The sequence below is a fragment of the Bradyrhizobium sp. CCH5-F6 genome (assembly GCF_001556045.1).
Classification (GTDB): Bacteria; Pseudomonadota; Alphaproteobacteria; order Rhizobiales; family Xanthobacteraceae; genus Bradyrhizobium.
In genome coordinates, this window is the sequence record NZ_LSIC01000124.1 from 1 (window position 1) to 21,054 (window position 21,054).

At 65.3% G+C, this 21,054-nt stretch carries 25 protein-coding genes; 18 read left to right on the forward strand and 7 right to left on the reverse strand.

The annotated features are described in order from the left end of the window. The 10 genes from AX729_RS22910 to AX729_RS22955 form a co-directional block, all read left to right on the forward strand. The coding region (locus AX729_RS22910) for a permease (protein WP_061026691.1) at positions 1-611 on the forward strand (611 nt) is incomplete at its 5' end. Then, complete coding sequence (locus AX729_RS22915) at positions 608-1,108, forward strand: hypothetical protein (protein ID WP_061026560.1); 501 nt, start codon at positions 608-610, stop codon at positions 1,106-1,108. The genes AX729_RS22910 and AX729_RS22915, both read left to right, overlap by 4 nt. Before the next feature lie 44 nt (positions 1,109-1,152). Further along, a complete protein-coding gene (locus AX729_RS22920; protein ID WP_061026561.1) occupies positions 1,153-1,374 on the forward strand; it encodes a hypothetical protein in 222 nt (73 codons plus the stop codon). Between the two features lie 2 nt (positions 1,375-1,376). Further along, positions 1,377-2,132, forward strand: coding sequence for a metal ABC transporter ATP-binding protein (locus AX729_RS22925; protein ID WP_061026562.1), 756 nt, complete (start codon positions 1,377-1,379; stop codon positions 2,130-2,132). A 6-nt stretch (positions 2,133-2,138) separates the two neighbouring features. Next, positions 2,139-3,008 carry a metal ABC transporter permease gene (locus tag AX729_RS22930; RefSeq protein ID WP_061026563.1) on the forward strand — a complete coding sequence of 290 codons (870 nt, stop codon included), beginning with the start codon at positions 2,139-2,141 and terminating at the stop codon, positions 3,006-3,008. 2 nt (positions 3,009-3,010) lie between these two features. After that, on the forward strand, positions 3,011-3,874 hold the full coding sequence (locus AX729_RS22935; RefSeq protein WP_061026564.1) for a metal ABC transporter substrate-binding protein: 864 nt from the start codon (positions 3,011-3,013) through the stop codon (positions 3,872-3,874). A gap of 53 nt (positions 3,875-3,927) precedes the next feature. Continuing rightward, positions 3,928-4,974 carry a CobW family GTP-binding protein gene (locus AX729_RS22940; RefSeq protein WP_061026565.1) on the forward strand — a complete coding sequence of 349 codons (1,047 nt, stop codon included), beginning with the start codon at positions 3,928-3,930 and terminating at the stop codon, positions 4,972-4,974. Next, complete coding sequence (locus AX729_RS22945; RefSeq protein ID WP_061026566.1) at positions 4,974-5,993, forward strand: WD40 repeat domain-containing protein; 1,020 nt, start codon at positions 4,974-4,976, stop codon at positions 5,991-5,993. Before AX729_RS22940 ends, AX729_RS22945 begins: the two co-directional genes overlap by 1 nt. Positions 5,994-6,023: 30 nt before the next feature. Then, entirely contained in the window at positions 6,024-6,740 is a 717-nt protein-coding gene (locus AX729_RS22950; RefSeq protein WP_061026567.1) for an MgtC/SapB family protein, read from the forward strand. A 100-nt stretch (positions 6,741-6,840) separates the two neighbouring features. Then, complete coding sequence (locus AX729_RS22955; RefSeq protein WP_061026692.1) at positions 6,841-7,170, forward strand: hypothetical protein; 330 nt, start codon at positions 6,841-6,843, stop codon at positions 7,168-7,170. A gap of 121 nt (positions 7,171-7,291) precedes the next feature. Here the strand turns inward: AX729_RS22955 and AX729_RS22960 are convergent, their stop codons facing one another. From AX729_RS22960 to AX729_RS22980, 5 genes are all read right to left on the reverse strand, one after another. Continuing rightward, a complete protein-coding gene (locus tag AX729_RS22960; RefSeq protein WP_061026568.1) occupies positions 7,292-8,734 on the reverse strand; it encodes a homospermidine synthase in 1,443 nt (480 codons plus the stop codon). 65 nt (positions 8,735-8,799) lie between these two features. Further along, positions 8,800-9,189 carry a RidA family protein gene (locus tag AX729_RS22965; RefSeq protein ID WP_061026569.1) on the reverse strand — a complete coding sequence of 130 codons (390 nt, stop codon included), beginning with the start codon at positions 9,187-9,189 and terminating at the stop codon, positions 8,800-8,802. 142 nt (positions 9,190-9,331) lie between these two features. Then, positions 9,332-9,919 carry a GNAT family N-acetyltransferase gene (locus tag AX729_RS22970; protein WP_061026570.1) on the reverse strand — a complete coding sequence of 196 codons (588 nt, stop codon included), beginning with the start codon at positions 9,917-9,919 and terminating at the stop codon, positions 9,332-9,334. Positions 9,920-10,052: 133 nt separating this feature from the next. Further along, positions 10,053-11,195, reverse strand: coding sequence for a type III PLP-dependent enzyme (locus AX729_RS22975; RefSeq protein ID WP_061026571.1), 1,143 nt, complete (start codon positions 11,193-11,195; stop codon positions 10,053-10,055). A 676-nt stretch (positions 11,196-11,871) separates the two neighbouring features. Further along, the gene (locus AX729_RS22980; RefSeq protein WP_061026572.1) at positions 11,872-12,126 is read right to left on the reverse strand and encodes a hypothetical protein; all 255 of its coding nucleotides are present in this window, start codon (positions 12,124-12,126) and stop codon (positions 11,872-11,874) included. Between the two features lie 135 nt (positions 12,127-12,261). Between AX729_RS22980 and AX729_RS22985 the strand changes: the two genes are divergently transcribed. The 4 genes from AX729_RS22985 (at position 12,262) to AX729_RS23000 (ending at position 16,683) form a co-directional block, all read left to right on the forward strand. After that, positions 12,262-14,343: a M3 family metallopeptidase gene (locus AX729_RS22985; RefSeq protein WP_061026573.1), complete on the forward strand. Its 2,082-nt coding sequence runs from the start codon at positions 12,262-12,264 to the stop codon at positions 14,341-14,343. After that, a complete protein-coding gene (locus AX729_RS22990; RefSeq protein ID WP_061026574.1) occupies positions 14,343-14,981 on the forward strand; it encodes a DUF1007 family protein in 639 nt (212 codons plus the stop codon). Before AX729_RS22985 ends, AX729_RS22990 begins: the two co-directional genes overlap by 1 nt. After that, the gene (locus AX729_RS22995) at positions 14,978-16,102 is read left to right on the forward strand and encodes a nickel/cobalt transporter (RefSeq protein ID WP_197433652.1); all 1,125 of its coding nucleotides are present in this window, start codon (positions 14,978-14,980) and stop codon (positions 16,100-16,102) included. Before AX729_RS22990 ends, AX729_RS22995 begins: the two co-directional genes overlap by 4 nt. Positions 16,103-16,245: 143 nt before the next feature. Next, on the forward strand, positions 16,246-16,683 hold the full coding sequence (locus AX729_RS23000) for an acyl-CoA thioesterase (RefSeq protein ID WP_061026576.1): 438 nt from the start codon (positions 16,246-16,248) through the stop codon (positions 16,681-16,683). A gap of 7 nt (positions 16,684-16,690) precedes the next feature. On the opposite strand, the gene AX729_RS23005 is transcribed toward AX729_RS23000, so the two are convergent. Beyond that, entirely contained in the window at positions 16,691-17,089 is a 399-nt protein-coding gene (locus AX729_RS23005; RefSeq protein ID WP_061026577.1) for an MAPEG family protein, read from the reverse strand. 81 nt (positions 17,090-17,170) lie between these two features. Between AX729_RS23005 and hemH the strand changes: the two genes are divergently transcribed. The 3 genes from hemH (at position 17,171) to AX729_RS23020 (ending at position 19,967) form a co-directional block, all read left to right on the forward strand. Continuing rightward, on the forward strand, positions 17,171-18,208 hold the full coding sequence (gene hemH, locus AX729_RS23010; RefSeq protein ID WP_061026578.1) for a ferrochelatase: 1,038 nt from the start codon (positions 17,171-17,173) through the stop codon (positions 18,206-18,208). Between the two features lie 294 nt (positions 18,209-18,502). Next, on the forward strand, positions 18,503-19,507 hold the full coding sequence (locus AX729_RS23015) for an SPFH domain-containing protein (RefSeq protein ID WP_061026579.1): 1,005 nt from the start codon (positions 18,503-18,505) through the stop codon (positions 19,505-19,507). A gap of 16 nt (positions 19,508-19,523) precedes the next feature. After that, complete coding sequence (locus AX729_RS23020) at positions 19,524-19,967, forward strand: NfeD family protein (protein WP_061026580.1); 444 nt, start codon at positions 19,524-19,526, stop codon at positions 19,965-19,967. A gap of 85 nt (positions 19,968-20,052) precedes the next feature. Here AX729_RS23020 and AX729_RS23025 read toward each other — a convergent pair whose 3' ends face one another. Beyond that, positions 20,053-20,427, reverse strand: a complete 375-nt coding sequence (locus AX729_RS23025; RefSeq protein ID WP_061026581.1) for a winged helix-turn-helix transcriptional regulator — start codon at positions 20,425-20,427, stop codon at positions 20,053-20,055. Positions 20,428-20,498: 71 nt separating this feature from the next. On the opposite strand from AX729_RS23025, the gene AX729_RS23030 reads away from it, so the two are divergent. After that, positions 20,499-21,050 (forward strand): carboxymuconolactone decarboxylase family protein, encoded by a 552-nt coding sequence (locus tag AX729_RS23030; RefSeq protein WP_061026582.1) that lies wholly within the window; start codon positions 20,499-20,501, stop codon positions 21,048-21,050. Positions 21,051-21,054 lie beyond the last annotated feature (4 nt).

Genomic DNA, 21,054 nt, shown 5'->3' on the forward strand with positions numbered 1-21,054 from the left:
TGTCAGAACCCTCCCCGAAAGACCCCGCGCCTGCAGAGGACACAGACCCCGAGCCGCGGCCGGGGCGCGTGCGCAAGCCGATCGGCTGGTCGACCATCATCATTGCGGTCCTGGTGGCGGTGAGCGCGGGCATGGTCTGGCGGCGTGACGGCACCGAAGGTGTCCTCGAGATTCTCACCCACGACCTTTCGCTGTTCTCAGGCATCCTGCCGCGCGTGCTGGCCGGCTGCCTGCTCGGCGCGTTCATCTCGGAGATCCTGCCGCACGAGAAAGTCTCGCGGTCGCTCGGGCCGAAATCCGGCCTGATGGGCCTTCTGATCGGCGCTGCCTTCGGTGCGATCCTGCCGGGCGGCCCCTTCACCGCCTATCCGGTCGCGAGCGCGCTGCTCGCAGTCGGCGCCGATTTCGGCGCCACCATCGCCATGGTCGTGAGCTGGACCCTGATCGGCTATGGCCGGGCGGTGGCCTGGGAGATCCCGATCATGGGCACGGATTTCACGCTGTGGCGGATCGTCATCTCGCTGCCGCTGCCGGTGCTGGCCGGCGCGCTCGGCCGCTTCGTCTACGTTCGGCTCTATCCGAAGCCGGCCATGAAGGACGACGAAACTTGAGCGCCGCGCTTCTGATCGACATCCTGCTTTGGGGCTCGGTTCTCGGCGTTGGCCTGATCGCTTTCCGCCGCGGACCTGCCGTGTTCAAGGCGTCGCTGCGCGAAGGGTCCATGGACTTCATCAACATCGTGCCGCGGATCGCGCTGGGTGTGATCGGCTCCGGCTACATCGCCGCCATCATCCCGCAGGAGGTGATCACGGGCTGGCTGGGCCCGGACAGCGGCTGGCTCGGGGTCGCAACTGCCGTGGTCGCCGGCGCCGCCACGCCCGGTGGTCCCGTGATCGGCTTCTCCATCGGTACGGTGGCGCTGAAGTCGGGCGGCGGGGCGCCCCAGGTGGTCGCCTATGTCGTGGCCTGGGCGCTGTTCGCCTTCCAGCGGGTGATCTTGTGGGAGATCCCGTTCATGCCGGCCCGTTTCGTCTGGTTCCGCTGCGCCGTCTCGCTGCCGTTCCCGTTCGTGGCCGCCGCCATCGCCATGATTATCGGCAAGCCGTGACCTCGTCGTGGACAGGGGTAATGTTATAATATAACGTGCCTATTATGGTTCCCGCTGCGTCTCACGCCCATCATCACCCTGCCCACGGCCACTCCCATGCCCACGGGCATCCGCACGGGCACGATCACGGCCATGATGCGACGTCTCCGCATCCGGCCCAGGCGGCGCCCTGGTCGATCCTGCGCATGACCATGGCGGGCCGGCTCGTGGCTGCGCTTGCGGTCTGTGCGGTGCTCTGGGGGATCGTCTTCCTGGCGATGAGGTGAGGATGGCGGCGCTGCATTTCCACAACGTTACGCTGGGCTATGACCGGCACCCGGCCGTGCATCATCTCAGCGGCGAGATCGCGCCGGGTGCGCTGGTCGCCGTGGTCGGCCCGAACGGCGCCGGCAAGTCGACCCTGCTGCGCGGCATCGTCGGTATCCTCAAGCCGCTCGACGGCAGCATCCATCTCGGCGCCCTCGACAACCGGGATATCGCCTATCTGCCGCAGAGCGCGGAGATCGACCGCAGCTTTCCGATCTCGGTGTTCGATTTCGTCGGCACCGGGCTGTGGCGCGGCACCGGCCTGTTCGGCGGCATCGGCAAGGCCGCGCGCGAGAAGATCTTGCGCGCGATCACCGCCGTTGGTCTCAATGGTTTCGAGAATCGCCCGATCGGGACGCTCTCCGGCGGCCAGATGCAGCGCGTGCTGTTCGCGCGGGTGCTGCTCCAGGACGCAAGTCTGATCGTGCTCGACGAGCCCTTCAACGCCATCGACAGCAAGACCACGGCCGATCTGCTCGCGCTGGTGAAGGAGTGGCACGCCGAGGGCCGCACCGTGCTGGCCGCGCTGCACGACATGGAGATGGTGCGCAACCATTTCAGCGAGACGCTGGTGCTGGCGCGGGGCCCGGTGGCGTGGGGACCGACTGCCGAGGTGCTGACGCCGGACAACCTGATGGTCGCGATGCGGATGTGCGAGGCCTTCGACGACACTGCCGCGGCCTGCGCGGACGACGATATCAGCTCGCGGGCGGCTTGATATGCGATGATCTATGACGCGCTGATCGGTCCGTTCACAGAATTCGAGTTCATGCGGCGGGCGCTCGCCGCCGTGATCGCGCTGGCGCTGGCGGGCGCGCCGATCGGCGTATTCCTGATGCTGCGGCGGATGAGCCTCGTCGGCGATGCCATGGCGCACGCGATCCTGCCCGGCGCGGCCGTCGGATTCCTGCTGTCCGGTCTGAACCTGTTTGCGATGACGGCCGGTGGCCTGATTGCCGGTTTCGCCGTCGCGATCCTCGCCGGGGTGGTCGCGCGCTCGACCGGGCTGAAGGAGGATGCTTCGCTCGCGACCTTCTATCTCGCTTCGCTGGCCCTCGGCGTCACCATCGTCTCGATCAAGGGTACCAACATCGACCTGCTGCACGTGCTGTTCGGCAACATCCTCGCGATGGACGACCAGACGCTGCTGGTGGTCGCCTTCAACGCCACGGTGACGCTGCTGGTGCTCGCGGTGATCTATCGTCCGCTGGTGATCGAGAGCGTCGATCCCCTGTTCCTGCGCACCGTGAGCCGGGCCGGGGGACCTGCGCATCTCGCCTTCCTCGCGCTCGTCGTCATCAACCTCGTCAACGGCTTCCAGGCGCTCGGCACGCTGCTTGCGGTCGGCCTCATGATCCTGCCCGCGGGCATCGCCCGGTTCTGGTCGCGCGATCTCACCGCAATGATCTGCATCGCCGTCGTCGCTGCCGCGGTCTCGGGCTATGCCGGCCTCGTGTTGTCATTCCAGACCCGCGTGCCCTCGGGCCCGGCGATCATTCTCGTCGCGACGGTGATCTACGTGGTCTCCGTCCTGTTCGGCCGGGTCGGCGGTATCGTCCGGCAGCTGTTTCCCGGCCGGCATCTGGAAGCGTGACGATGCGGCTCATCCTGCTTTGTGCGCTGTTGCTGATCGCCTCGCCGCTGCAAGCCGCGGAGCGGCTCAACGTCGTCGCGAGCTTCTCGATCCTCGGCGACTTCGTCCGCAACGTCGGCGGCGACCGCATCAACCTGACGACGCTGGTCGGCGCGGACGGCGACGTCCATGTCTATACGCCGGGGCCCGCCGATGCGAAGCGGATCTCTTCCGCAAAGCTCGTCATCGTCAACGGGCTCGGCCTCGAGGGCTGGCTGCCGCGCCTCGTGCAGTCCGCGGGCAGCAAGGCCCAGGTCGTGATTGCGAGCGCCGGCATCTCGCCGTTGAAACTCGGCACCGCCGCCGACCCCCATGCCTGGCAATCCATCCCCAACGCCAAGGTCTACGTCACCGACATCGCCAATGCGCTGGCGACCGCCAGTCCGGATGATGCGGAGTTCTTCCGCGCCCAGGCCAAGGCCTATCTGGAAAAGCTCGAAACGCTGGACCGCGAGGTCCGCGACGCCGTGGCGACAATCCCACGGGAGCGGCGCAAGGTGATCTCCACCCACGACGCCTTCGGCTATTTTTCCGCCGAGTACCGTATCCAGTTCATCGCCCCCCGGGGCGTCTCCACGGAAACCGAACCCAGCGCGCGCGACGTGGCGGCCATCATCGGCCAGATCAAGGCCCAGAAGATCCCGGCCGTGTTCCTGGAGAATATCAGCGACGACCGGCTGATCCGCCGGATCGCGGCCGAGACTGGCGCGAGGGTCGGCGGGACCCTGATTTCGGACGGTTTGACGGGCGAAAAGGGGCCTGCACCCACTTACATTGACATGGTCAGGCACAATATAAAGGCCCTGACCAGCGCGCTTGACCATTAGGCAGGGGCCACCCCGCCTCGCGTCGCGCGAAAAGCCCGAAGTCCGGAGTTGTTATGTCTGACGCGACCTCCCAAAAGATTCCCGTGACCGTCCTGACCGGCTATCTCGGTGCCGGCAAGACCACGCTGCTCAACCGCATCCTGTCCGAAAACCACGGCAAGAAATACGCCGTCATCGTCAACGAATTCGGCGAGATCGGCATCGACAACGACCTCATCATCGGCGCCGATGAGGAAGTGTTCGAGATGAACAATGGCTGCATCTGCTGCACCGTGCGCGGCGACCTCGTCCGCATCATGGATGGCCTGATGAAGCGCAAGGGCAAGTTCGACGCCATCATCGTCGAGACCACCGGCCTTGCCGATCCCGCGCCGGTCGCCCAGACCTTCTTCGTCGACGAGGACGTGCAGAAGAACGCGCGGCTCGACGCGGTGGTCACGGTGGCCGACGCAAAGTGGCTGTCCGACCGGCTCAAGGATGCGCCCGAAGCCAAGAACCAGATCGCCTTTGCCGACGTGATCGTGCTGAACAAGACCGATCTCGTTACCAAGGGCGAGCTCGCCGAGGTCGAGGCCCGCATTCGCGGTATCAACCCCTATGCGAAACTCCACCGCACCGAGCGTTGCGCTGTGGCGCTGGGCGACGTGCTCGACCGCGGGGCGTTCGACCTCGACCGCATCCTCGACATCGAGCCGGACTTCCTGGAGGCCGATGATCATGACCACGATCATGATCACCACCATCACGGCCACGACCATCACCACCATGATCACGGTCACGGCCTGAAGCACTATCACGATGAAGAAATGCAGTCGCTCTCGCTCAAGACCGACAAGCCGCTCGATCCGAATGTGTTCATGCCCTGGCTCCAGAACCTGGTGCAGGTCGAGGGCGGCAAGATCCTGCGCTCCAAGGGTATCCTCGCCTTCCACGACGACGACGACCGCTACGTCTTCCAGGGCGTCCACATGATGCTGGAGGGCAATCACCAGCGGAAGTGGAAGGAGGGCGAGCCGCGCGAGAGCCGCCTCGTCTTCATCGGTCGCGAATTGCCGGAAGAGGCGATCCGCAAGGGTTTCGAGAGCTGCATCGTCTCGTGATGAAAGAGTTTACGCCGCCTCCCGATTCCGCCTCGATCGTCTCCGTCACCGACCGCGTCAAGCCGGTCGAACTCGGCATGGCCGTGACCTCGGTGCATTTCCTTGGTCCGCGCGCCGCTTTCGTCGGGGGCGAGGAAAACGTCGCGTTCGTCGACGACAAAGGTGAGATCACCACTGTCGCCGTGCACAACGGCGGCATTCTCTCGACCGCCTCCGACGGCAAGCGGCTCGTGTTGGGCGGTGACGACGGCAAGGTCGTCTCGCTCGACGCCAAGGGTGAGGTAACGCTGCTCGCCACCGATCCGAAGCGGCGCTGGATCGATGCGGTGGCGCTCCATGCGGACGGCGCCTTCGCCTGGTCGGCCGGCAAGACGGCCACCGTCAAGAGCGGCAAGACCGAGGAGAAGTCGATCGAGGTGCCGTCGACCGTCGGCGGACTCGCGTTCGCGCCGAAGGGCCTTCGGCTCGCGATCGCGCATTACAACGGCGTGACGCTGTGGTTTCCGAACATGGCGGGATCGGCCGAATTCCTGCCCTGGGCCGGTTCGCATCACAGCGTCACCTTCAGCCCGGACAACAAATTCCTGGTCACCGCGATGCACGAGCCGGCCCTGCATGGCTGGCGGCTCGCCGACAACAGGCACATGCGCATGACCGGCTATCCCGGCCGCGTTCGCTCGATGTCGTGGAGCGCAGGGGGCAAGGCGCTGGCGACTTCAGGCGCCGATACGGTCATCATGTGGCCGTTCGGCAGCAAGGACGGCCCGATGGGCAAGGAGCCCGCGATGCTCGCCCCGCTCCAGGCACGCGTGTCCGTGGTCGCCTGCCATCCGAAGAACGACATCCTCGCCGCCGGCTACAGCGACGGCACCGTGCTGATGGTGCGCCTGGAGGACGGCGCGGAGATCCTGGTGCGCCGTAACGGCACTCCGCCCGTCGCCGCGCTCGCCTGGAATGCCAAGGGCTCGCTGCTGGCCTTTGCCGATGAAAATGGGGACGGCGGCCTGCTGGAGCTTTAATCTGTCATGGATCCCGCCGTATAGGGAACCATGCGATTTCTGACGACATTCCAGCTTGCCGACTTCGCGGATACCCTGGTCAGCCTGATCACGGCCTTCGTGCTGGGCACGCTGATCGGCGCCGAGCGGCAGTACCGCCAGCGCACCGCGGGCCTGCGCACCAACGTGCTGGTCGCGGTCGGCGCCGCGGCTTTCGTCGACCTGGCGATGCATCTGGACGGCGCCGAGGGCGCGGTCCGTGTAATCTCCTACGTCGTCTCAGGCATCGGCTTCCTAGGGGCCGGTGTCATCATGAAGCAGGGCATGGACGTCCGTGGGCTCAACACCGCGGCGACGCTCTGGGCATCGGCCGCCGTCGGCTCCTGCGCCGGGGGCGACATGGTCGCGCAAGCGGCGGCGCTCACCTTCTTCGTCATCGCCGGCAACACGCTGCTGCGTCCGCTGGTCAACGCCATCAACCGTATTCCGCTGAACGAGAAGACCTCGGAAGCGACCTACTACTTCAAGCTCGCAGTGGCGACTGACGCCCTGCCGGATATGCGCGACCGGCTCATCGACAAGCTCGAGGCCGCCAAATATCCGGTGGCCGATGTCGACGTGGTCGAGATCGGCGAGGATGTTCTGGAGATCGTCGCAAGGCTGGTCGCGAGCGCGGTCGATCCAAACGAGCTGAACGCGGTGGCGACGGATTTGCAGCATTTGCCGGGCGTGCGGCACGCGACGTGGGAGGTCAGCACGACCGATTAGCGCGGCGTTTTGGCGCGCGGCGGTCGGGTTCCCCTCTCGGCCTGCTGCGGAACTGCCGTCGCGCAATTTCGTTGATCCTGCTGAAAAGGCGGTGATCGACATGACCGGCAATGGAAATCGCAGACTCAAACGCGACCTGATAGTCGCCTGCTCCCTGTTCGCAGCAGGTGTCGTGGTGTCGGTGATGTCACTCGCTCAAATCCGTGCCGAAAGCCGGATGGAGCTGGCACAGGCGACACCACCGCTCCAGGGCACCCCGTCCAACGATCAGAGCAAGACGCCCGCGGAATCCAAGCCCGGCGGGGACCGTCCGACCACGCCGGCCCCAGAGCCCGCGCGGCCGGATTCCGAGACGCAGGGCGCCGCGACCAGGCCGGCGTTGCCGCCGGCTCCGGCCGAGAAGGTCGGGCCGCCCATCAGGGAGAAATAGTTTTCTCGCCGTCATTCCGGGGCGCGCGTAGCGCGAGCCCGGAATCCGTTCATCTGCACGTACTGTCGCCCGATGGATTCCGGGCTCGGCGCTGCGCGCCGCCCCGGAATGACATGTTGCCTCACCGCACCAGAACGTTCCGGAACTGCCAGGGATCGCTCGTGTCGATATCTTCCGGAAACAGTCCCGGCCGATCCGTCAGCGGCGTCCAGTCGGTGTAGAAGCCCTTCACCGGGCCGAGATAGGGCAACTGGATTTCCAAGAGACGATCGAAATCCATCTCGTCGGCCTCGACGATGCCTTCGTTCGGGTTCTCCAGCGCCCACACCATGCCGCCGAGCACGGCGGAGGTGACTTGCAGGCCGGTGGCGTTCTGATAGGGCGCGAGCTTGCGGGTTTCTTCGATGGAGAGCTGCGAGCCGTACCAATAGGCGTTCTTGTCATGGCCGAACAGCAGCACGCCGAGCTCGTCGATGCCGTCGACGATCTCGTTCTCATCGAGGATATGGTGCTTCTCCTGCATCTTCCCGGCGCGGCCGAACATTTCATGCAGTGACAGCACGGCATCGTCGGCCGGATGGTAGGCATAGTGGCAGGTCGGCCGATAGACCGCCGCGCCCGATGCGTCGCGCACGGTGAAGTAATCCGCGATCGAGATCGACTCGTTGTGGGTGACGAGGAAGCCATATTGCGCGCCGCGGGTCGGGCACCAGGTGCGCACGCGCGTGTTGGCGCCGGGCTGCATCAGATAGATGGCGGCGCCGCAGCCGGTTTGGTGGGTATGTGCATTCTCGGGCATCCATTTCTCATGGGTGCCCCAGCCGAGTTCGGACGGCTGCATGCCTTCCGACAGGAAGCCTTCCACCGACCAGGTGTTGACGAAGACATCGGGCTCCTTCGGCTTCTTGGAACGCTGGGTGTCGCGCTCGGCGATGTGGATGCCCTTGATGCCGGCCTGCCGCATCAAATCCGCCCACTCCGCCTTGGTCTTCGGCCTGGGAGCATTGAGCTTCAGATCGGCGGCGACATTGAGCAGCGCCTGCTTGACGAAGAAGGAGACCATGCCGGGGTTGGCGCCGCAGCAGGAGATGGCCGTCGTCGAGCCCGCCGGGCGCGCCTTCTTGGCGGCCAGGGTGGTTTCGCGCAGGGCGTAGTTGGAGCGCGCTTCGGGCCCCTTCGACGAATCGAAATAGAAGCCGAGCCAGGGCTCGTTGACGGTGTCGATGTAGAGAGCGCCGAGCTCGTTGCACAGCTCCATGATGTCGGTCGAGCCGGTATCGACCGAGAGGTTGACGCAAAAACCCTGGCCTCCGCCCTCGGTGAGCAGCGGGGTCAGCACCTCGCGATAATTGTCCTTGGTCAGGCCCTTCTGGATGAACCTGACATTGTGCTTCTCGCAAAGCGCCTTGCGGCCCTCGTCCTTGGGATCGAGCACGGTGATGCGCGACTTGTCGTAGTCGAGATGCCGCTCGATCAGCGGCAATGTGCCTTTGCCGATGGAGCCGAAGCCGACCATGACGATGGGACCGGTGATCTTCGCGTAGATCTGCGAGGCGGGGCTCATGGGATGGTTTCTCCGGAAAGTGCTGGCAGACAGGGGGAGGGGTGGATCAGGCGCTGCGGCGCTTTTTAGACGCCGCGGCGCTTGGCGGTGACTTCGATCTCGACCTTCATCTCGGGCTTGGCGAGGGCGGCGACGACCAGCAACGTCGCCGCCGGCCTGATGTCACCGAGAACCTCGCCGCAGACGGCGAAGTGGGCATCGATGTAGCTTGCGTCGGTGACGTAGTAGGTCGCACGGACGATATCGGCCATCTCGAATCCGCCCTCCTTCAGGGCGGCTTCGATGGTCTTGAAGCAGTTGCGTGACTGGCTCGTGACATCGGCCGGCATCGTCATCGTGGTGTAGTCATAGCCAGTGGTCCCCGCGACGAAGGCAAAATCGCCGTCGATCACGGCGCGGCTGTAGCCGACGGTCTTCTCGAGCGGGGAGCCGGTGGAGATCAGGCGACGGGACATGGTCGTGGGCCTCGACGGATGGGATGTTTCGCGGGGTTAAAGGGCGTTTCCCTCGCCTGCGCAACCCCAAAGGGAGCCAGCGCAGGCGCGTTTGGGCGCTGCCGCTCAGTACGGCTGCGCCCTTCGCTATGAAGGCGATCCCTCAGGCCGCGTGCGCCTGGAGGGCGCGAACCGCCCTCCGTTTGGGCAGGGCCGTGCCGGTCGCGACGATCATCCCTTCGGCACCAGCGAGCGCGCCGTCGGCGAATTCGATCGCGAGCAACCGATCGCGCTCGAACGGGCCGGGCAGCGACAGCGCGCCGGTCTTCTCGGCCGAGAAGCCGAAACGGGCATAATAGGGCGCGTCGCCGAGCAGGATCACGGCGGCATGCCCGCGTGCCCGGGCGGCGGCCAGCGCCTGATGCATCAGCGCGGCGCCGATCCCGAGCTCGCGGAAGGCAGGGTCGACCGCCAGCGGTCCGAGGACCAGAGCGGGCCTGCCTCCGGCGCTGACGTGCCACAGCCGCACGGTTCCCACCAGCTTACCCTCGCGCATCGCCGACAGGGCAAGGCCTGCGGCGGGTGCACGTCCGTCGCGCAGGCGCTGGCAGGTGCGGCCGTGGCGGTTCTCGCCAAAGCAGGCATCGAGCAGCGCTTCACGCATCGCGACGTCGGCAGCACGTTCCGCGCGGATCACGAACGGAGCGGCTTTCGAGGTGAGGGCGAACTGTGGCTTCCGAGGAGCAGTCATGGCGCGTCAATCCCCGCTTGAACGGGCACGCGCGAGGCACGCCAGTCCAAGACGTCGTCAGAAATCGAAGATGTGAGGGAGGAGCCGGCACGCCGGCTCCCGGGGTTCGTCAGGCCTCAGACGGAGAGGCGGATCAGATGTGGTACGTCTTCAGCGGCGGGATACCGTTGAACGCCACCGACGAGTAGGTCGACGTATAGGCCCCGGTGCCTTCGATCAGAACCTTGTCGCCGATCTCGAGCGTGACCGGAAGCGGATACGGGTTCTTCTCGTACAGCACGTCGGCGCTGTCGCAGGTCGGACCTGCGAGCACGCACGGCGTCATGTCCGCACCGTCGTGACAGGTGCGGATGGCATAACGGATCGACTCGTCCATCGTCTCGGCGAGACCGCCGAACTTGCCGATGTCGAGATAGACCCAGCGCACCTCGTCCTCGTCGCTCTTCTTCGAGATGAGCACGACCTCGGATTCGATGATGCCGGCATTGCCCACCATGCCACGGCCCGGCTCGATGATGGTCTCCGGAATCTGGTTGCCGAAGTGCTTGCGCAGCGCGCGGAAGATCGAACGGCCGTAGGTGACCACCGGCGGCACGTCCTTCAGGTACTTGGTCGGGAAGCCGCCGCCCATGTTGACCATGGACAGGTTGATGCCGCGCTCGGCGCAGTCGCGGAACACCTGCGAGGCCATCGCGAGCGCACGGTCCCACGCCTTCACCTTGCGCTGCTGCGAGCCGACATGGAAGGAGATGCCGCACGGCTCCAGCCCCAGGCGCTTGGCGAGGTCGAGCACCTCGACCGCCATTTCCGGGTCGCAGCCGAACTTGCGCGACAGCGGCCACTCGGCGCCGGCGCAGTCATAGAGGATGCGGCAGAACACCTTCGCGCCGGGGGCGGCACGGGCGACCTTCTCGACCTCGGCGGCGCAGTCGACCGCGAACAGCCGGATGCCGAGCGCGAACGCGCGCGCGATGTCGCGCTCCTTCTTGATCGTGTTGCCGAAGGAGATGCGGTCGGGCGTCGCACCCGCGGCCAGCGCCATCTCGATCTCGGCGACCGTTGCGGTGTCGAAGCAGGAGCCCATGGAGGCGAGCAGGCTCAGCACTTCCGGCGCCGGGTTCGCCTTGACGGCATAGAACACGCGGCTGTCGGGCAGCGCCTTGGCGAAGCTCTGGTAATTGTCGCGCACGACCTCGAGGTCGACGACGAGGCACGGCTCGGTGTCGAGGCCATCCTTGCGGCGGTTGCGCAGGAATTCCTGGATACGTTCGGTCATAGCACTCTCCAAAGCGGCCCCAGCGACGGAGCTCGTTCAAAGTGGTTCTCGGACGAGGGTGCTACGCCGCTGCCGCACGATGGAGGCGCGACAGGGCCAAGAACCCTAGACCGAATTGTGCTGCCGTGGATTGGTTGGGAATTTTCCCGCCCGCACACCTGGCAATGAAGGACAAGCCTTTTCAGTAGCCCGCGCCGGCGTTGGACTGCCGGTAGAGACCAAAAAAGCCCGATCCGTCGTTGCTTTAAGTCGCGTCCCCCGTTGAGAGCGGGGTGCGCCGGTTCGCCTCCGGCTGCCAGTCACGGTTGCAAAAAGTGAAGTCACCTTCGACAAGGCATCTCTTGAGAGAGATGCTGGACGCTCCGGGTTTGCCTTCCGTCGTTCGACTTCTTCAGTCTCGCGACTTCCGCACTTCCGAAGAGCCCCTCGGCTTCTTCACCCCTTGGCGGCTGTCCGGCCTCTTGTCCGGATACCTACCGACTGACACACGACCACAGGCACGTGCGAAATTGGGCAAGAGCGCACATAAGCGTTTTGACTCTGCTTCGCAAGAATTTTTTTAGGCTGAGAACAGAATTGCCTAACATCTGCTTGCGCAGTGTTGCGCGAGCGACGCGGAAGATGAACGGGCGTTAAGTTTTTCGCGGCGCGCGGAGTCTCTCGCGCGCGAGAAGCGTCAGCCGCGCTTCGTGAAGGGCTCGATGCGCTGCGCTGCGCGGATGAACGCGGTCATCACGAACACGCCGAGTGCGAACAGCACCGCTTGTAGGATGTGCGCACCCTGGTCGCCGAGTCCGAACAGGATCGCGAGCGCCCAGCCGCCGGCAAAGGCCGCGCCGAACACCTCCGCGCCGATCAGGATGGCGGCGCTGATGACGGTGATGACGCTGGGCCAGACGATCTGGCGGGACGAGGAGGCGGGCGCGTTCATGAGCTCAGGGTCCGTAGCTTCGAGGGCCGCAATCTCCCCGAAAAGACGGCCGGGAGCAAGGGCAAACGGCCCAAAAAAGCCCCATCGCGTGCTATAGCTAGCCGCAACAATCGAGCCAGGAAAATCGGACTTGTGATGTCAGAATCCCGCCAAATTACGGACACCGAGACCAACCCGCTGCTGAAGGCCTGGGTGACGCCGTTTGCGACCCCGCCTTTCGACGAGATCAAGCCGGAGCACTTCCTGCCGGCCTTCGAGCAGGCCTTTGCCGACCACGCCGCCGAGATCGCGGCGATCACCAGTGACCCGGCGGCACCCGACTTCGCCAACACCGTCACGGCGCTGGAGCGCTCAGGCAAGCTGCTGAGCAAGGTCGCCTCGGTCTTCTACGACCTCGTCTCGGCGCATTCCAATCCGGCCATCCTGGAGATCGACAAGGAGGTCTCCTTGCGGATGGCGCGGCACTGGAATCCGATCATGATGAACGCCGTGCTGTTTGGCCGCATCGCCCAGCTGCACGAGAACCGCGCCGATCTTGGGCTGACCCCGGAGCAGCTTCGCCTGCTGGAGCGCACCTACACCCGCTTCCACCGCTCCGGCGCCGGTCTCTCCGAGGAGGCCAAGACGCGGATGGCCGAGATCAACGAAAGGCTCGCCCAGCTCGGCACCGGCTTCAGCCACCATCTGCTCGGCGACGAGCAGGACTGGTTCATGGAGCTCGGGGAGGCCGATTGCGAGGGCCTGCCGGAGAGCTTTGTCGCCGGTGCCAAGGCTGCGGCAGAAGAGCGCGGCATGGAAGGCAAGGCCATCGTCACGCTGTCGCGCTCCTCGGTCGAGCAGTTCCTGAAGAGCTCTGCCCGGCGTGACCTGCGCGAGAAGGTCTACAAAGCCTTCATCGCGCGTGGCGACAACGGCAACGCCAATGACAACAATGGAACCATCGTCGAGATCCTGAAGCTGCGCGAGGAAAGCGCCAAGCTCCTGGGCTACCCGACTTTCGCCGCCTACCGGCTCGAAGACTCCATGGCCAAGACGCCGGAAGCGGTGCGGGGCCTGTTGGAGCGGGTCTGGAAGCCGGCGAGAGCACGCGCGCTCGCCGACCGCGACGAGATGCAGGCGCTGATCGCGGCCGAGGGCGGCAATTTCAAGCTCGCGCCCTGGGACTGGCGCTTCTACGCCGAGAAGCTGCGCCTTCAGCGCGCCAATTTCGACGACGCGGCGATCAAGCCCTACCTGTCGCTCGACAACATGATCGCCGCCGCCTTCGATTGCGCGACGCGCCTGTTCGGCGTCACCTTCGAGGAGCGCAAGGACGTTCCGGTCTGGCACCCCGACGTCCGGGTCTGGGAGATGAAGGGCAGGGACGGCAAGCACAAGGCGCTGTTCTATGGTGACTACTTCGCCCGGCCCTCGAAGCGCTCCGGCGCCTGGATGACCTCGCTGCGCGACCAGCAGAAGCTCGACGGCGACGTCGCGCCGCTCGTTCTCAACATCTGTAATTTTGCCAAGGGGGCCGGCGGCGAGCCTTCGCTGCTGTCGCCCGACGATGCCCGCACCCTGTTCCACGAGTTCGGCCATGGCCTGCACGGCATGCTCTCCAACGTGACCTACCCCTCGCTGTCGGGCACCTCCGTGTTCACCGACTTCGTCGAGCTGCCGTCCCAGCTCTACGAGCACTGGCAGGAGCGGCCCGAGGTGCTGCAGAAGTTCGCGCGCCATTACCAGACCGGTGAACCGCTGCCGGACGAGCTGCTGCAGCGGTTCCTCGCCGCGCGAAAGTTCAACCAGGGCTTTGCCACCGTCGAGTTCGTCTCCTCGGCGCTGATCGACCTGGAATTCCACACCCAGCCGGCCGCCGCCGCGCAGGATGTCCGCGCCTTCGAGAGACGCGAGCTGGAGAAGATCGGCATGCCCGAGGAGATTGCGCTGCGTCACCGGCCCACGCAGTTCGGCCACATCTTCACCGGCGATCATTATGCCGCGGGCTATTACAGCTACATGTGGTCGGAGGTGATGGACGCCGATGCCTTCGGCGCGTTCGAGGAGACCGGGGACATCTTCGATCCCGCGGTCGCCAAGCGTCTGCACGACGACATCTACGCCTCGGGCGGATCGGTCGATCCGGAGGCCGCCTATGAGGCCTTCCGCGGCCGCCCGCCGGAGCCGGACGCGCTGCTGCGCCGGCGTGGTCTGCTCGATACCCCCAAGGCGGCCTGATGGGCATGCGCGTCCTTCTCGGTCTGCTGCTTGCCGCCGGTCTGTCACTCGCGGCGGGCGCGGCGCGCGCGCATCCGCATGTCTGGATCACCGCGACCAGCGAGCTGCTCTATGCCGCCGACGGGACCATCACCGGCGTCCGCCATGCATGGACCTTCGATGACATGTTCTCGGCCTATGCGGTGCAGGGGCTCGAGAGCAAGACCAAGGGGGCCTATACCCGCGAGGAGCTCGGGCCGCTGGCGCAGACCAATGTCGAGTCGCTCAAGGAATACGCCTACTTCACCTTCGCGCGAGCGGACGGCAAGAAGGAGCGATTCCAGGAGCCGGTCGACTATTTCCTCGACTACAAGGACACGGTGCTGACCCTGCACTTCACGCTGCCGCTGAAGAATCCGGTCAAGCCCAAGCAGCTGGTGCTCGAAGTGTTCGACCGCTCCTTCTTCATCGACTTCAAGATGGCCAAGGACAATCCGATCAAGCTGGTCGGCGCGCCCGCGGGCTGCCAGATGAAGCTCGAGCGGCCGAACGACGGCACCGCGAGCGCGCAGAAGCTGAACGAGCAGACCTTCCTGAACGGCGAGAATTCGAATTTCGGCATGATGTTCGCCAACAAGATCACGGTGGATTGCCCTTGAAGCCGCAACTCTCTCCGCTCGCGCGCGGGCTGACCGCCTGCGCCGCCGTTCTGGTGGTCGTGGTCGCGGCTGATGCCGCGCTTCACGATCTGCTGGCGCAAAATCCGTTCGGCGCGCCGCGCACGCAGCAGGCGGCCGCCCCCGAGGCGGGTGGCCTGATCGGCTGGCTCCTGGCAAAACAGTCGGAATTCTATCGGCAGATGTCGTCGACCATCCGCGCGGCGAAGTCCGACGGCTCGGCGGTGTGGACGCTGCTGTTCATCTCCTTCGCGTATGGAATCTTCCATGCCGCTGGCCCGGGTCATGGCAAGGCGGTGATCGCTTCTTACGTGGTCGCCAACCGCGAGACGGCGCGGCGCGGCATTGCGTTGTCCTTTGCCTCGGCCCTGATGCAGTCGCTGGTGGCGATCCTCATCGTCGGCATTTCGGCCTGGATCCTGAATGCGACCGCAAAGACCATGTGCAAGGCGGAAGGCGTGATCGAGATCGCGAGCTACGCCCTGATCGCGTTGTTCGGCCTGCGCCTGGTCTGGGTCAAGGGCGGCGCCTTCATCCGCGCGCTCCAGGTGGCGCACCCGGTACCGGCGATCGCAGGCGTGCCGCATGACCATCATGCCCACGATCACCATCACCTTGATGCCCACGATCACCATGACCATGGTCACGGGCATGATCACCACCATGGCCACAGCCATGCTCACCATGACCACGACCATGGTCACGTCCATGACGAGCATTGCGGCCATTCGCACGGCCCCACCCCCAGCGAACTCGCTGGCCCCGGTGGCTGGCGGCGCGGGTTCGCTGCGATCCTGACCGTCGGCATCCGCCCCTGCTCGGGTGCGATCCTGGTCCTGGTGTTCGCGCTGGCGCAGGGCCTGTTCTGGGCCGGCGTCGCCGCAACGTTCCTGATGGGTCTCGGCACCGCGATCACGGTCGCGGCCATCGCGGTCATCGCCGTCTCCGCCAAGGAGATCGCGCAGCGTCTCAGCGCCGGGCGCGACGGCGGCGGTGCGCTGTTCATGCGCGGCGTCGAATTCGGCGCCGCCGGCCTGGTCCTGCTGTTCGGCGTCGGCCTGTTGTTCGGCTACATTGCGGCTGAACGGACGACGTGTTTCTGAGGTGAGCTCTCGTGCCCCGGCTTTGCGGGGCGTCGCAAGAGTGCTGCACCGCGTCCGGGACACGAGAGCTGTTGGCTTTGCGAACTCCCTCAGGTCCGCTATTCAAACGGACAAATCAACAGCGTTTCGGTCGGGGGGATTGAATGTCGCGCGAAGATTTCTGGTTCTTTCATCCGTTCCGGGTGCGCTATTCCGAGATCGACGGCCAGGGCGTCGTGTTCAATGCCCACTACCTGACCTATTTCGACACTGGCATCACCGAGTACTTCCGCGCGCTCGGCTTTGACCAATACGCGGACGCGCAGGCGAGCGGCATCGATTTCCACGTCGTCAAGTCCGTCATCGAATACAAGGCGCCGGTCCGCTTCGACTGGGAGCTCGACGTCGGCGTGCGCGTTGCGCGGATTGGCAATTCGAGCCTCGTCTTCGAGCTCGCCATTTTCCTGAAGGACGGCATTGACGCGCTAGTGACCGGCGAGATCGTCTGGGTTTACACCAACCAGGAGACACATCGTCCGGTCACGATCCCGGCCTCGATGCGGGCGCTGATCGCGACGCGGGAACGTCATCTGGCGGCGTGAGGCCGCCTCACACCGGCAGAAACCGCTTCAAGGCCGGCATGAAGAAGATCCCGAGATTGATTGCAAAGCCGATGCTCCAGAGGATCGACCGCAGCGTCGGGCGGTTGCCGAGATAGGTCAGCACATAAGCGATCCGCACGATCAGGAACAGCGCTGCGAGCTCATCGATCAGTCGCTGCGGCGAGTCCCTGTATTCGGCGAGCAGCACCGCGAAGGCGAAGAACGGAAAGGTCTCGATGCCGTTCTGGTGCGCGCCGAGAGCGCGTTGCGAGAGGGCGTCCTCATAGAAGGCGGGGTCGCGCGGCCGGGAATTGTCGAAGCGGCGAAACCTGATCCATTTGATCGACGCGATCGTTAAGAGGTAAAGCAGCAGCGCTCCGAGGACGCACCATTCCGCGAGTGTCATCTTTCCTCCCCGCTTGGGTGCGACCCTAGCGAACCCGGCCTCATCTTGACAAGTTCGGACCAAAGCGCGACCCACAGAGCCATGACCAGCGTCGTCCCCCTCGAGACCGCGAAACCGGTCGCCCAATCCGCAATGCCGCGCGTCGGCGTGCTCCTGATCAATCTCGGCACGCCCGATACGGCCGATGCCCGGGGGGTGCGGGTCTATCTGAAGGAGTTCCTCTCGGACGCCCGGGTGATCGAGGATCAGGGCCTGATCTGGAAGCTGGTCCTCAACGGCATCATCCTGAACACCCGCCCCCGGGCCAAGGCACGCGACTATCAGAAGATCTGGAACACCGAAAAGAACGAGTCCCCGCTCAAGACCATCACGCGCTCGCAGAGCGACAAGCTCGCCGCGGCGCTGTCGAACCACGCCCATGTCGTGGTCGATTGGGCGATGCGCTACGGCAATCCCTCGATCAAGGCGGGAGTCGACGGGCTGATCGCCAGGGGCTGCGAGCGCATCCTCACCGTGCCGCTCTATCCGCAATATTCGGCCTCGACCTCCGCAACGGTCTGCGACGAGGTGTTCCGCGTCCTCTCGCAGATGCGGTCCCAGCCCACGCTGCGCGTGACGCCACCCTATTACGAGGACGAGGCCTATATCGACGCTCTCGCGACTTCGATCGAGACGCATCTTTCGACGCTCTCCTTCGAGCCGGAGCTGATCGTCGCCTCCTTTCACGGCATGCCGAAATCCTATGTCGACAAGGGCGACCCCTATCAGAGCCATTGCGTGGCGACGACGGAGGCGCTGCGCCGGCGGATGAAGCTGGACGATACCAAGCTGCTGCTGACATTCCAGTCGCGCTTCGGCTTCGACGAGTGGCTGCAGCCCTACACCGACAAGACCATGGAGCGTCTCGCCAAGGAGGGCGTGCGCCGGATCGCGGTGGTGACGCCGGGCTTTTCCGCCGATTGCCTGGAGACGCTGGAGGAGATCGCGCAGGAGAATGCCGAGATCTTCGAGCACAATGGCGGCGAGCAGTTTTCCGCGATCCCCTGCCTCAACGACAGCGTACCCGGCATGGACGTGATCCGTACCCTGGTGCTGCGCGAGCTCCAGGGCTGGATCTGATGGGGGCCTCCTCCATGCTTCCCGTCCGGGACGTTCGCGCGCCGCCCTCGGCCGGGCCTTGCGGGCAGCAAGCGCGATACGCCCGATGCTCCGGCTTCGCCGATTTTCGCTGCCAGGTCCGGGCTCGCACCCTTTCAAGAGCCTGTCGCAAATACATATCGTGACCATCCCCTCGCTCGAAGTCTTGTGCAGAATCGCGGCTATACCGACGTGAACTGCTACCGCTGAACCGCTAGGGTGACGAACCCGACCAATGACGGCGCGGGAAAAGGCTTTTCCTGCCTTGGAGGAAATATGAGCGGTTTCGACATTTTCGCGATTGTTCTGGTGTTGCTCGTCATCGTCACGCTGGTGGCCGGCGTGAAGACCGTGCCGCAGGGCTATGACTGGACCATCGAACGGTTCGGCAAATACACCCAGACGCTGAGCCCCGGCCTCAATCTGATCGTCCCCTATTTCGACCGCGTCGGGCGCAAGATCAACATGATGGAGCAGGTGATCGACATTCCCGAGCAGGAGGTGATCACCAAGGACAACGCCACCGTGACGGTGGACGGCGTCGCCTTCTACCAGGTATTCGATGCCGCAAAGGCGAGCTACGAGGTCGCCAACCTCAACCAGGGGATCACGGTCCTCACCATGACCAACATCCGCTCGGTGATGGGCTCGATGGACCTCGACCAGGTGCTGTCGCATCGCGACGAGATCAACGAGCGCCTGCTCCGCGTCGTCGACGCCGCGGTCTCGCCCTGGGGCATCAAGGTCAACCGTATCGAGATCAAGGACATCGTGCCGCCTGCCGATCTGGTCGAGGCCATGGGCCGGCAGATGAAGGCCGAGCGCGTCAAGCGCGCCGACATCCTCGCCGCCGAAGGCCAGCGCCAGTCCGAGATCCTGCGCGCCGAGGGCGCCAAGCAGGGCCAGATCCTCCAGGCGGAAGGCCGCAAGGAAGCGGCGTTCCGCGACGCCGAGGCGCGCGAGCGTTCGGCGGAGGCCGAGGCGAAGGCCACCCAGATGGTGAGCGAGGCGATTTCCAAGGGCGACGTCGCCGCATTGAACTATTTCATCGCCGACAAGTATATCAAGGCGTTCGGGCAACTGGCGGACTCGCCGAACCAGAAGGTCATCATGCTTCCGGTCGAAGCGATGAGCATGCTGGGCTCGCTCGCCGGCATCGGAGAGATCGCCAAGGCAACATTCGGCGAAGGCGCTGCCTCTGTAGCGGGCGCCGCGCGCCGTCCTGGCTCAGTGCCGCCGACCGGCAGCACGCCGCCGGCGGTGCCGCCGCGGCAGGGATAGTGAGAGAGGTCGTATCATGACCGACATGTTCGTATCGCTCGGCACCTGGAACTGGCTGATCTTCGGCTTCGTCCTGATGGCGCTGGAGGTGCTGGCTCCGGGCATCTTCCTGTTCTGGCTCGGGCTGGCTGCGCTGCTGGTCGGGCTGATATCGTTCACGGTCGTCATATCCTGGCAGATCCAGCTGGTCATGTTCGCGATCTTCGCCGCCGCGGCCGTGCCGGTGTGGCGCCGCCTTGCCCGGCCGAAGCCGGACGCGAGCGGAAGCCCCTTCCTCAACAAGCGCAGCGAGGCGCTGCTGGGGCGCGAGTTCACGCTGGAGAAGCCGATCATCGACGGCCAAGGCACCATGCGCATCGGCGACACGGTATGGCGCGTTGCAGGCCCGGATACGCCCGCGGGAACGCGGGTGAAGGTGGTGCAGGTGGACGGCGCGAACCTGACGGTGGCTGCGGCGTAGTTTGTTTGCCCGCTCCCCACTTGCGGGGACCGGCCGGATCAAGCGCCGCTCGGTTTCTGGATGGGGGCCTCCGCGAGTCCAACTGTTACCGTCTTCGCGGAGGCTCCCCCTCTCCTCGCAAGCGGGGTGAGGGAGAGGAATTCCACCTCTCCGCAAACCTGTGCAGCGGCATGAACGTCTCGCACAATTCACGCCCCAAGGCCGTCAGCCCATAGCCTCCGCCGTCGCCCAGCTCCACGAAGCCCGCCTCGCGCAGTTCGGTCAGCCGGGCCTGCAGCACCGTCGGCGAGGCCTCGTCGCAGGCGCTGCGCAGCGCGCGCGAGGTGAGGGGCTGTTCGCGCAACTCCCATAATATCCGCAGGCTCCAGCGCCGGCCGAGCAGGTCGAGCAACGCCATGATCGGCCGACCGGTGCGCGAGCCGCGCACGCTGCGTGTCTTCGAGCCAGCCTGCTTCGCCATCGTCGCCTCTTGCGTCGTGCTACAAATAATGTAGCGTACTGCTACTGTAAATGTAGCACAGGAGCCGGCCCATGTCCGAAGCCTCACCGCGCATCGCCCCGCTCGCGCCACCTTATCCCCCGGAGATCCAGGCGCAGTTCGACCGCGTCATGCGCGGCGCGCCTCCGCTGGTGCTGTTCCGGGTCATCGCGGGCCACAGCCGCGCCTGGGACAAGTTTCGCGCCGGCGGCCTGCTCGATCCCGGCCCGCTCTCCTTGCGCCAGCGCGAGATCGTCATCGACCGCACCTGCGCGCTGAACAGATGCGAGTACGAGTGGGGCGTGCATGTCGCGATTTTTGCCGGGCCGGCAAAGCTCACCGACGATGAAGTGCGTGCGACGGTGCAGGGCGACGCAGCATCAACATGCTGGTCACCGGGCGAGCAGGCGCTGATCGCAGCCGTCGACGCGCTGCATCACCGCGCGACGTTGAGCGACGAGGAATTCGCCGCACTCTCGGCGCACTACGACGAGGCACAGATCCTGGAGATCATGCTGTTGTGCGGCTTCTATCGCACCGTGTCGTATCTCGCGAACGGGCTGCGGCTGCCCCTGGAGGAGAACGTGGCGCGGTTTCCGCAATGAAACT

Bases quoted from the DNA above. Each gene is read 5' to 3' on its own strand.
- AX729_RS22930 (WP_061026563.1), top strand. From the start codon at position 2,139: ATGATCTATGACGCGCTGATCGGTCCGTTCACAGAATTCGAGTTCATG.
- AX729_RS22980 (WP_061026572.1), bottom strand. From the start codon at position 12,126: ATGAACGCGCCCGCCTCCTCGTCCCGCCAGATCGTCTGGCCCAGCGTC.
- hemH (WP_061026578.1), top strand. From the start codon at position 17,171: ATGACCAGCGTCGTCCCCCTCGAGACCGCGAAACCGGTCGCCCAATCC.
- AX729_RS22990 (WP_061026574.1), top strand. From the start codon at position 14,343: ATGGGCATGCGCGTCCTTCTCGGTCTGCTGCTTGCCGCCGGTCTGTCA.
- AX729_RS22940 (WP_061026565.1), top strand. From the start codon at position 3,928: ATGTCTGACGCGACCTCCCAAAAGATTCCCGTGACCGTCCTGACCGGC.
- AX729_RS22950 (WP_061026567.1), top strand. From the start codon at position 6,024: ATGCGATTTCTGACGACATTCCAGCTTGCCGACTTCGCGGATACCCTG.
- AX729_RS23030 (WP_061026582.1), top strand. From the start codon at position 20,499: ATGTCCGAAGCCTCACCGCGCATCGCCCCGCTCGCGCCACCTTATCCC.
- AX729_RS23015 (WP_061026579.1), top strand. From the start codon at position 18,503: ATGAGCGGTTTCGACATTTTCGCGATTGTTCTGGTGTTGCTCGTCATC.
- AX729_RS23025 (WP_061026581.1), bottom strand. From the start codon at position 20,427: ATGGCGAAGCAGGCTGGCTCGAAGACACGCAGCGTGCGCGGCTCGCGC.
- AX729_RS22920 (WP_061026561.1), top strand. From the start codon at position 1,153: ATGGTTCCCGCTGCGTCTCACGCCCATCATCACCCTGCCCACGGCCAC.
- AX729_RS23000 (WP_061026576.1), top strand. From the start codon at position 16,246: ATGTCGCGCGAAGATTTCTGGTTCTTTCATCCGTTCCGGGTGCGCTAT.
- AX729_RS22945 (WP_061026566.1), top strand. From the start codon at position 4,974: ATGAAAGAGTTTACGCCGCCTCCCGATTCCGCCTCGATCGTCTCCGTC.
- AX729_RS22975 (WP_061026571.1), bottom strand. From the start codon at position 11,195: ATGACCGAACGTATCCAGGAATTCCTGCGCAACCGCCGCAAGGATGGC.
- AX729_RS22965 (WP_061026569.1), bottom strand. From the start codon at position 9,189: ATGTCCCGTCGCCTGATCTCCACCGGCTCCCCGCTCGAGAAGACCGTC.
- AX729_RS22985 (WP_061026573.1), top strand. From the start codon at position 12,262: ATGTCAGAATCCCGCCAAATTACGGACACCGAGACCAACCCGCTGCTG.
- AX729_RS22960 (WP_061026568.1), bottom strand. From the start codon at position 8,734: ATGAGCCCCGCCTCGCAGATCTACGCGAAGATCACCGGTCCCATCGTC.
- AX729_RS22955 (WP_061026692.1), top strand. From the start codon at position 6,841: ATGACCGGCAATGGAAATCGCAGACTCAAACGCGACCTGATAGTCGCC.
- AX729_RS23005 (WP_061026577.1), bottom strand. From the start codon at position 17,089: ATGACACTCGCGGAATGGTGCGTCCTCGGAGCGCTGCTGCTTTACCTC.
- AX729_RS22970 (WP_061026570.1), bottom strand. From the start codon at position 9,919: ATGACTGCTCCTCGGAAGCCACAGTTCGCCCTCACCTCGAAAGCCGCT.
- AX729_RS22925 (WP_061026562.1), top strand. From the start codon at position 1,377: ATGGCGGCGCTGCATTTCCACAACGTTACGCTGGGCTATGACCGGCAC.
- AX729_RS22935 (WP_061026564.1), top strand. From the start codon at position 3,011: ATGCGGCTCATCCTGCTTTGTGCGCTGTTGCTGATCGCCTCGCCGCTG.
- AX729_RS23020 (WP_061026580.1), top strand. From the start codon at position 19,524: ATGACCGACATGTTCGTATCGCTCGGCACCTGGAACTGGCTGATCTTC.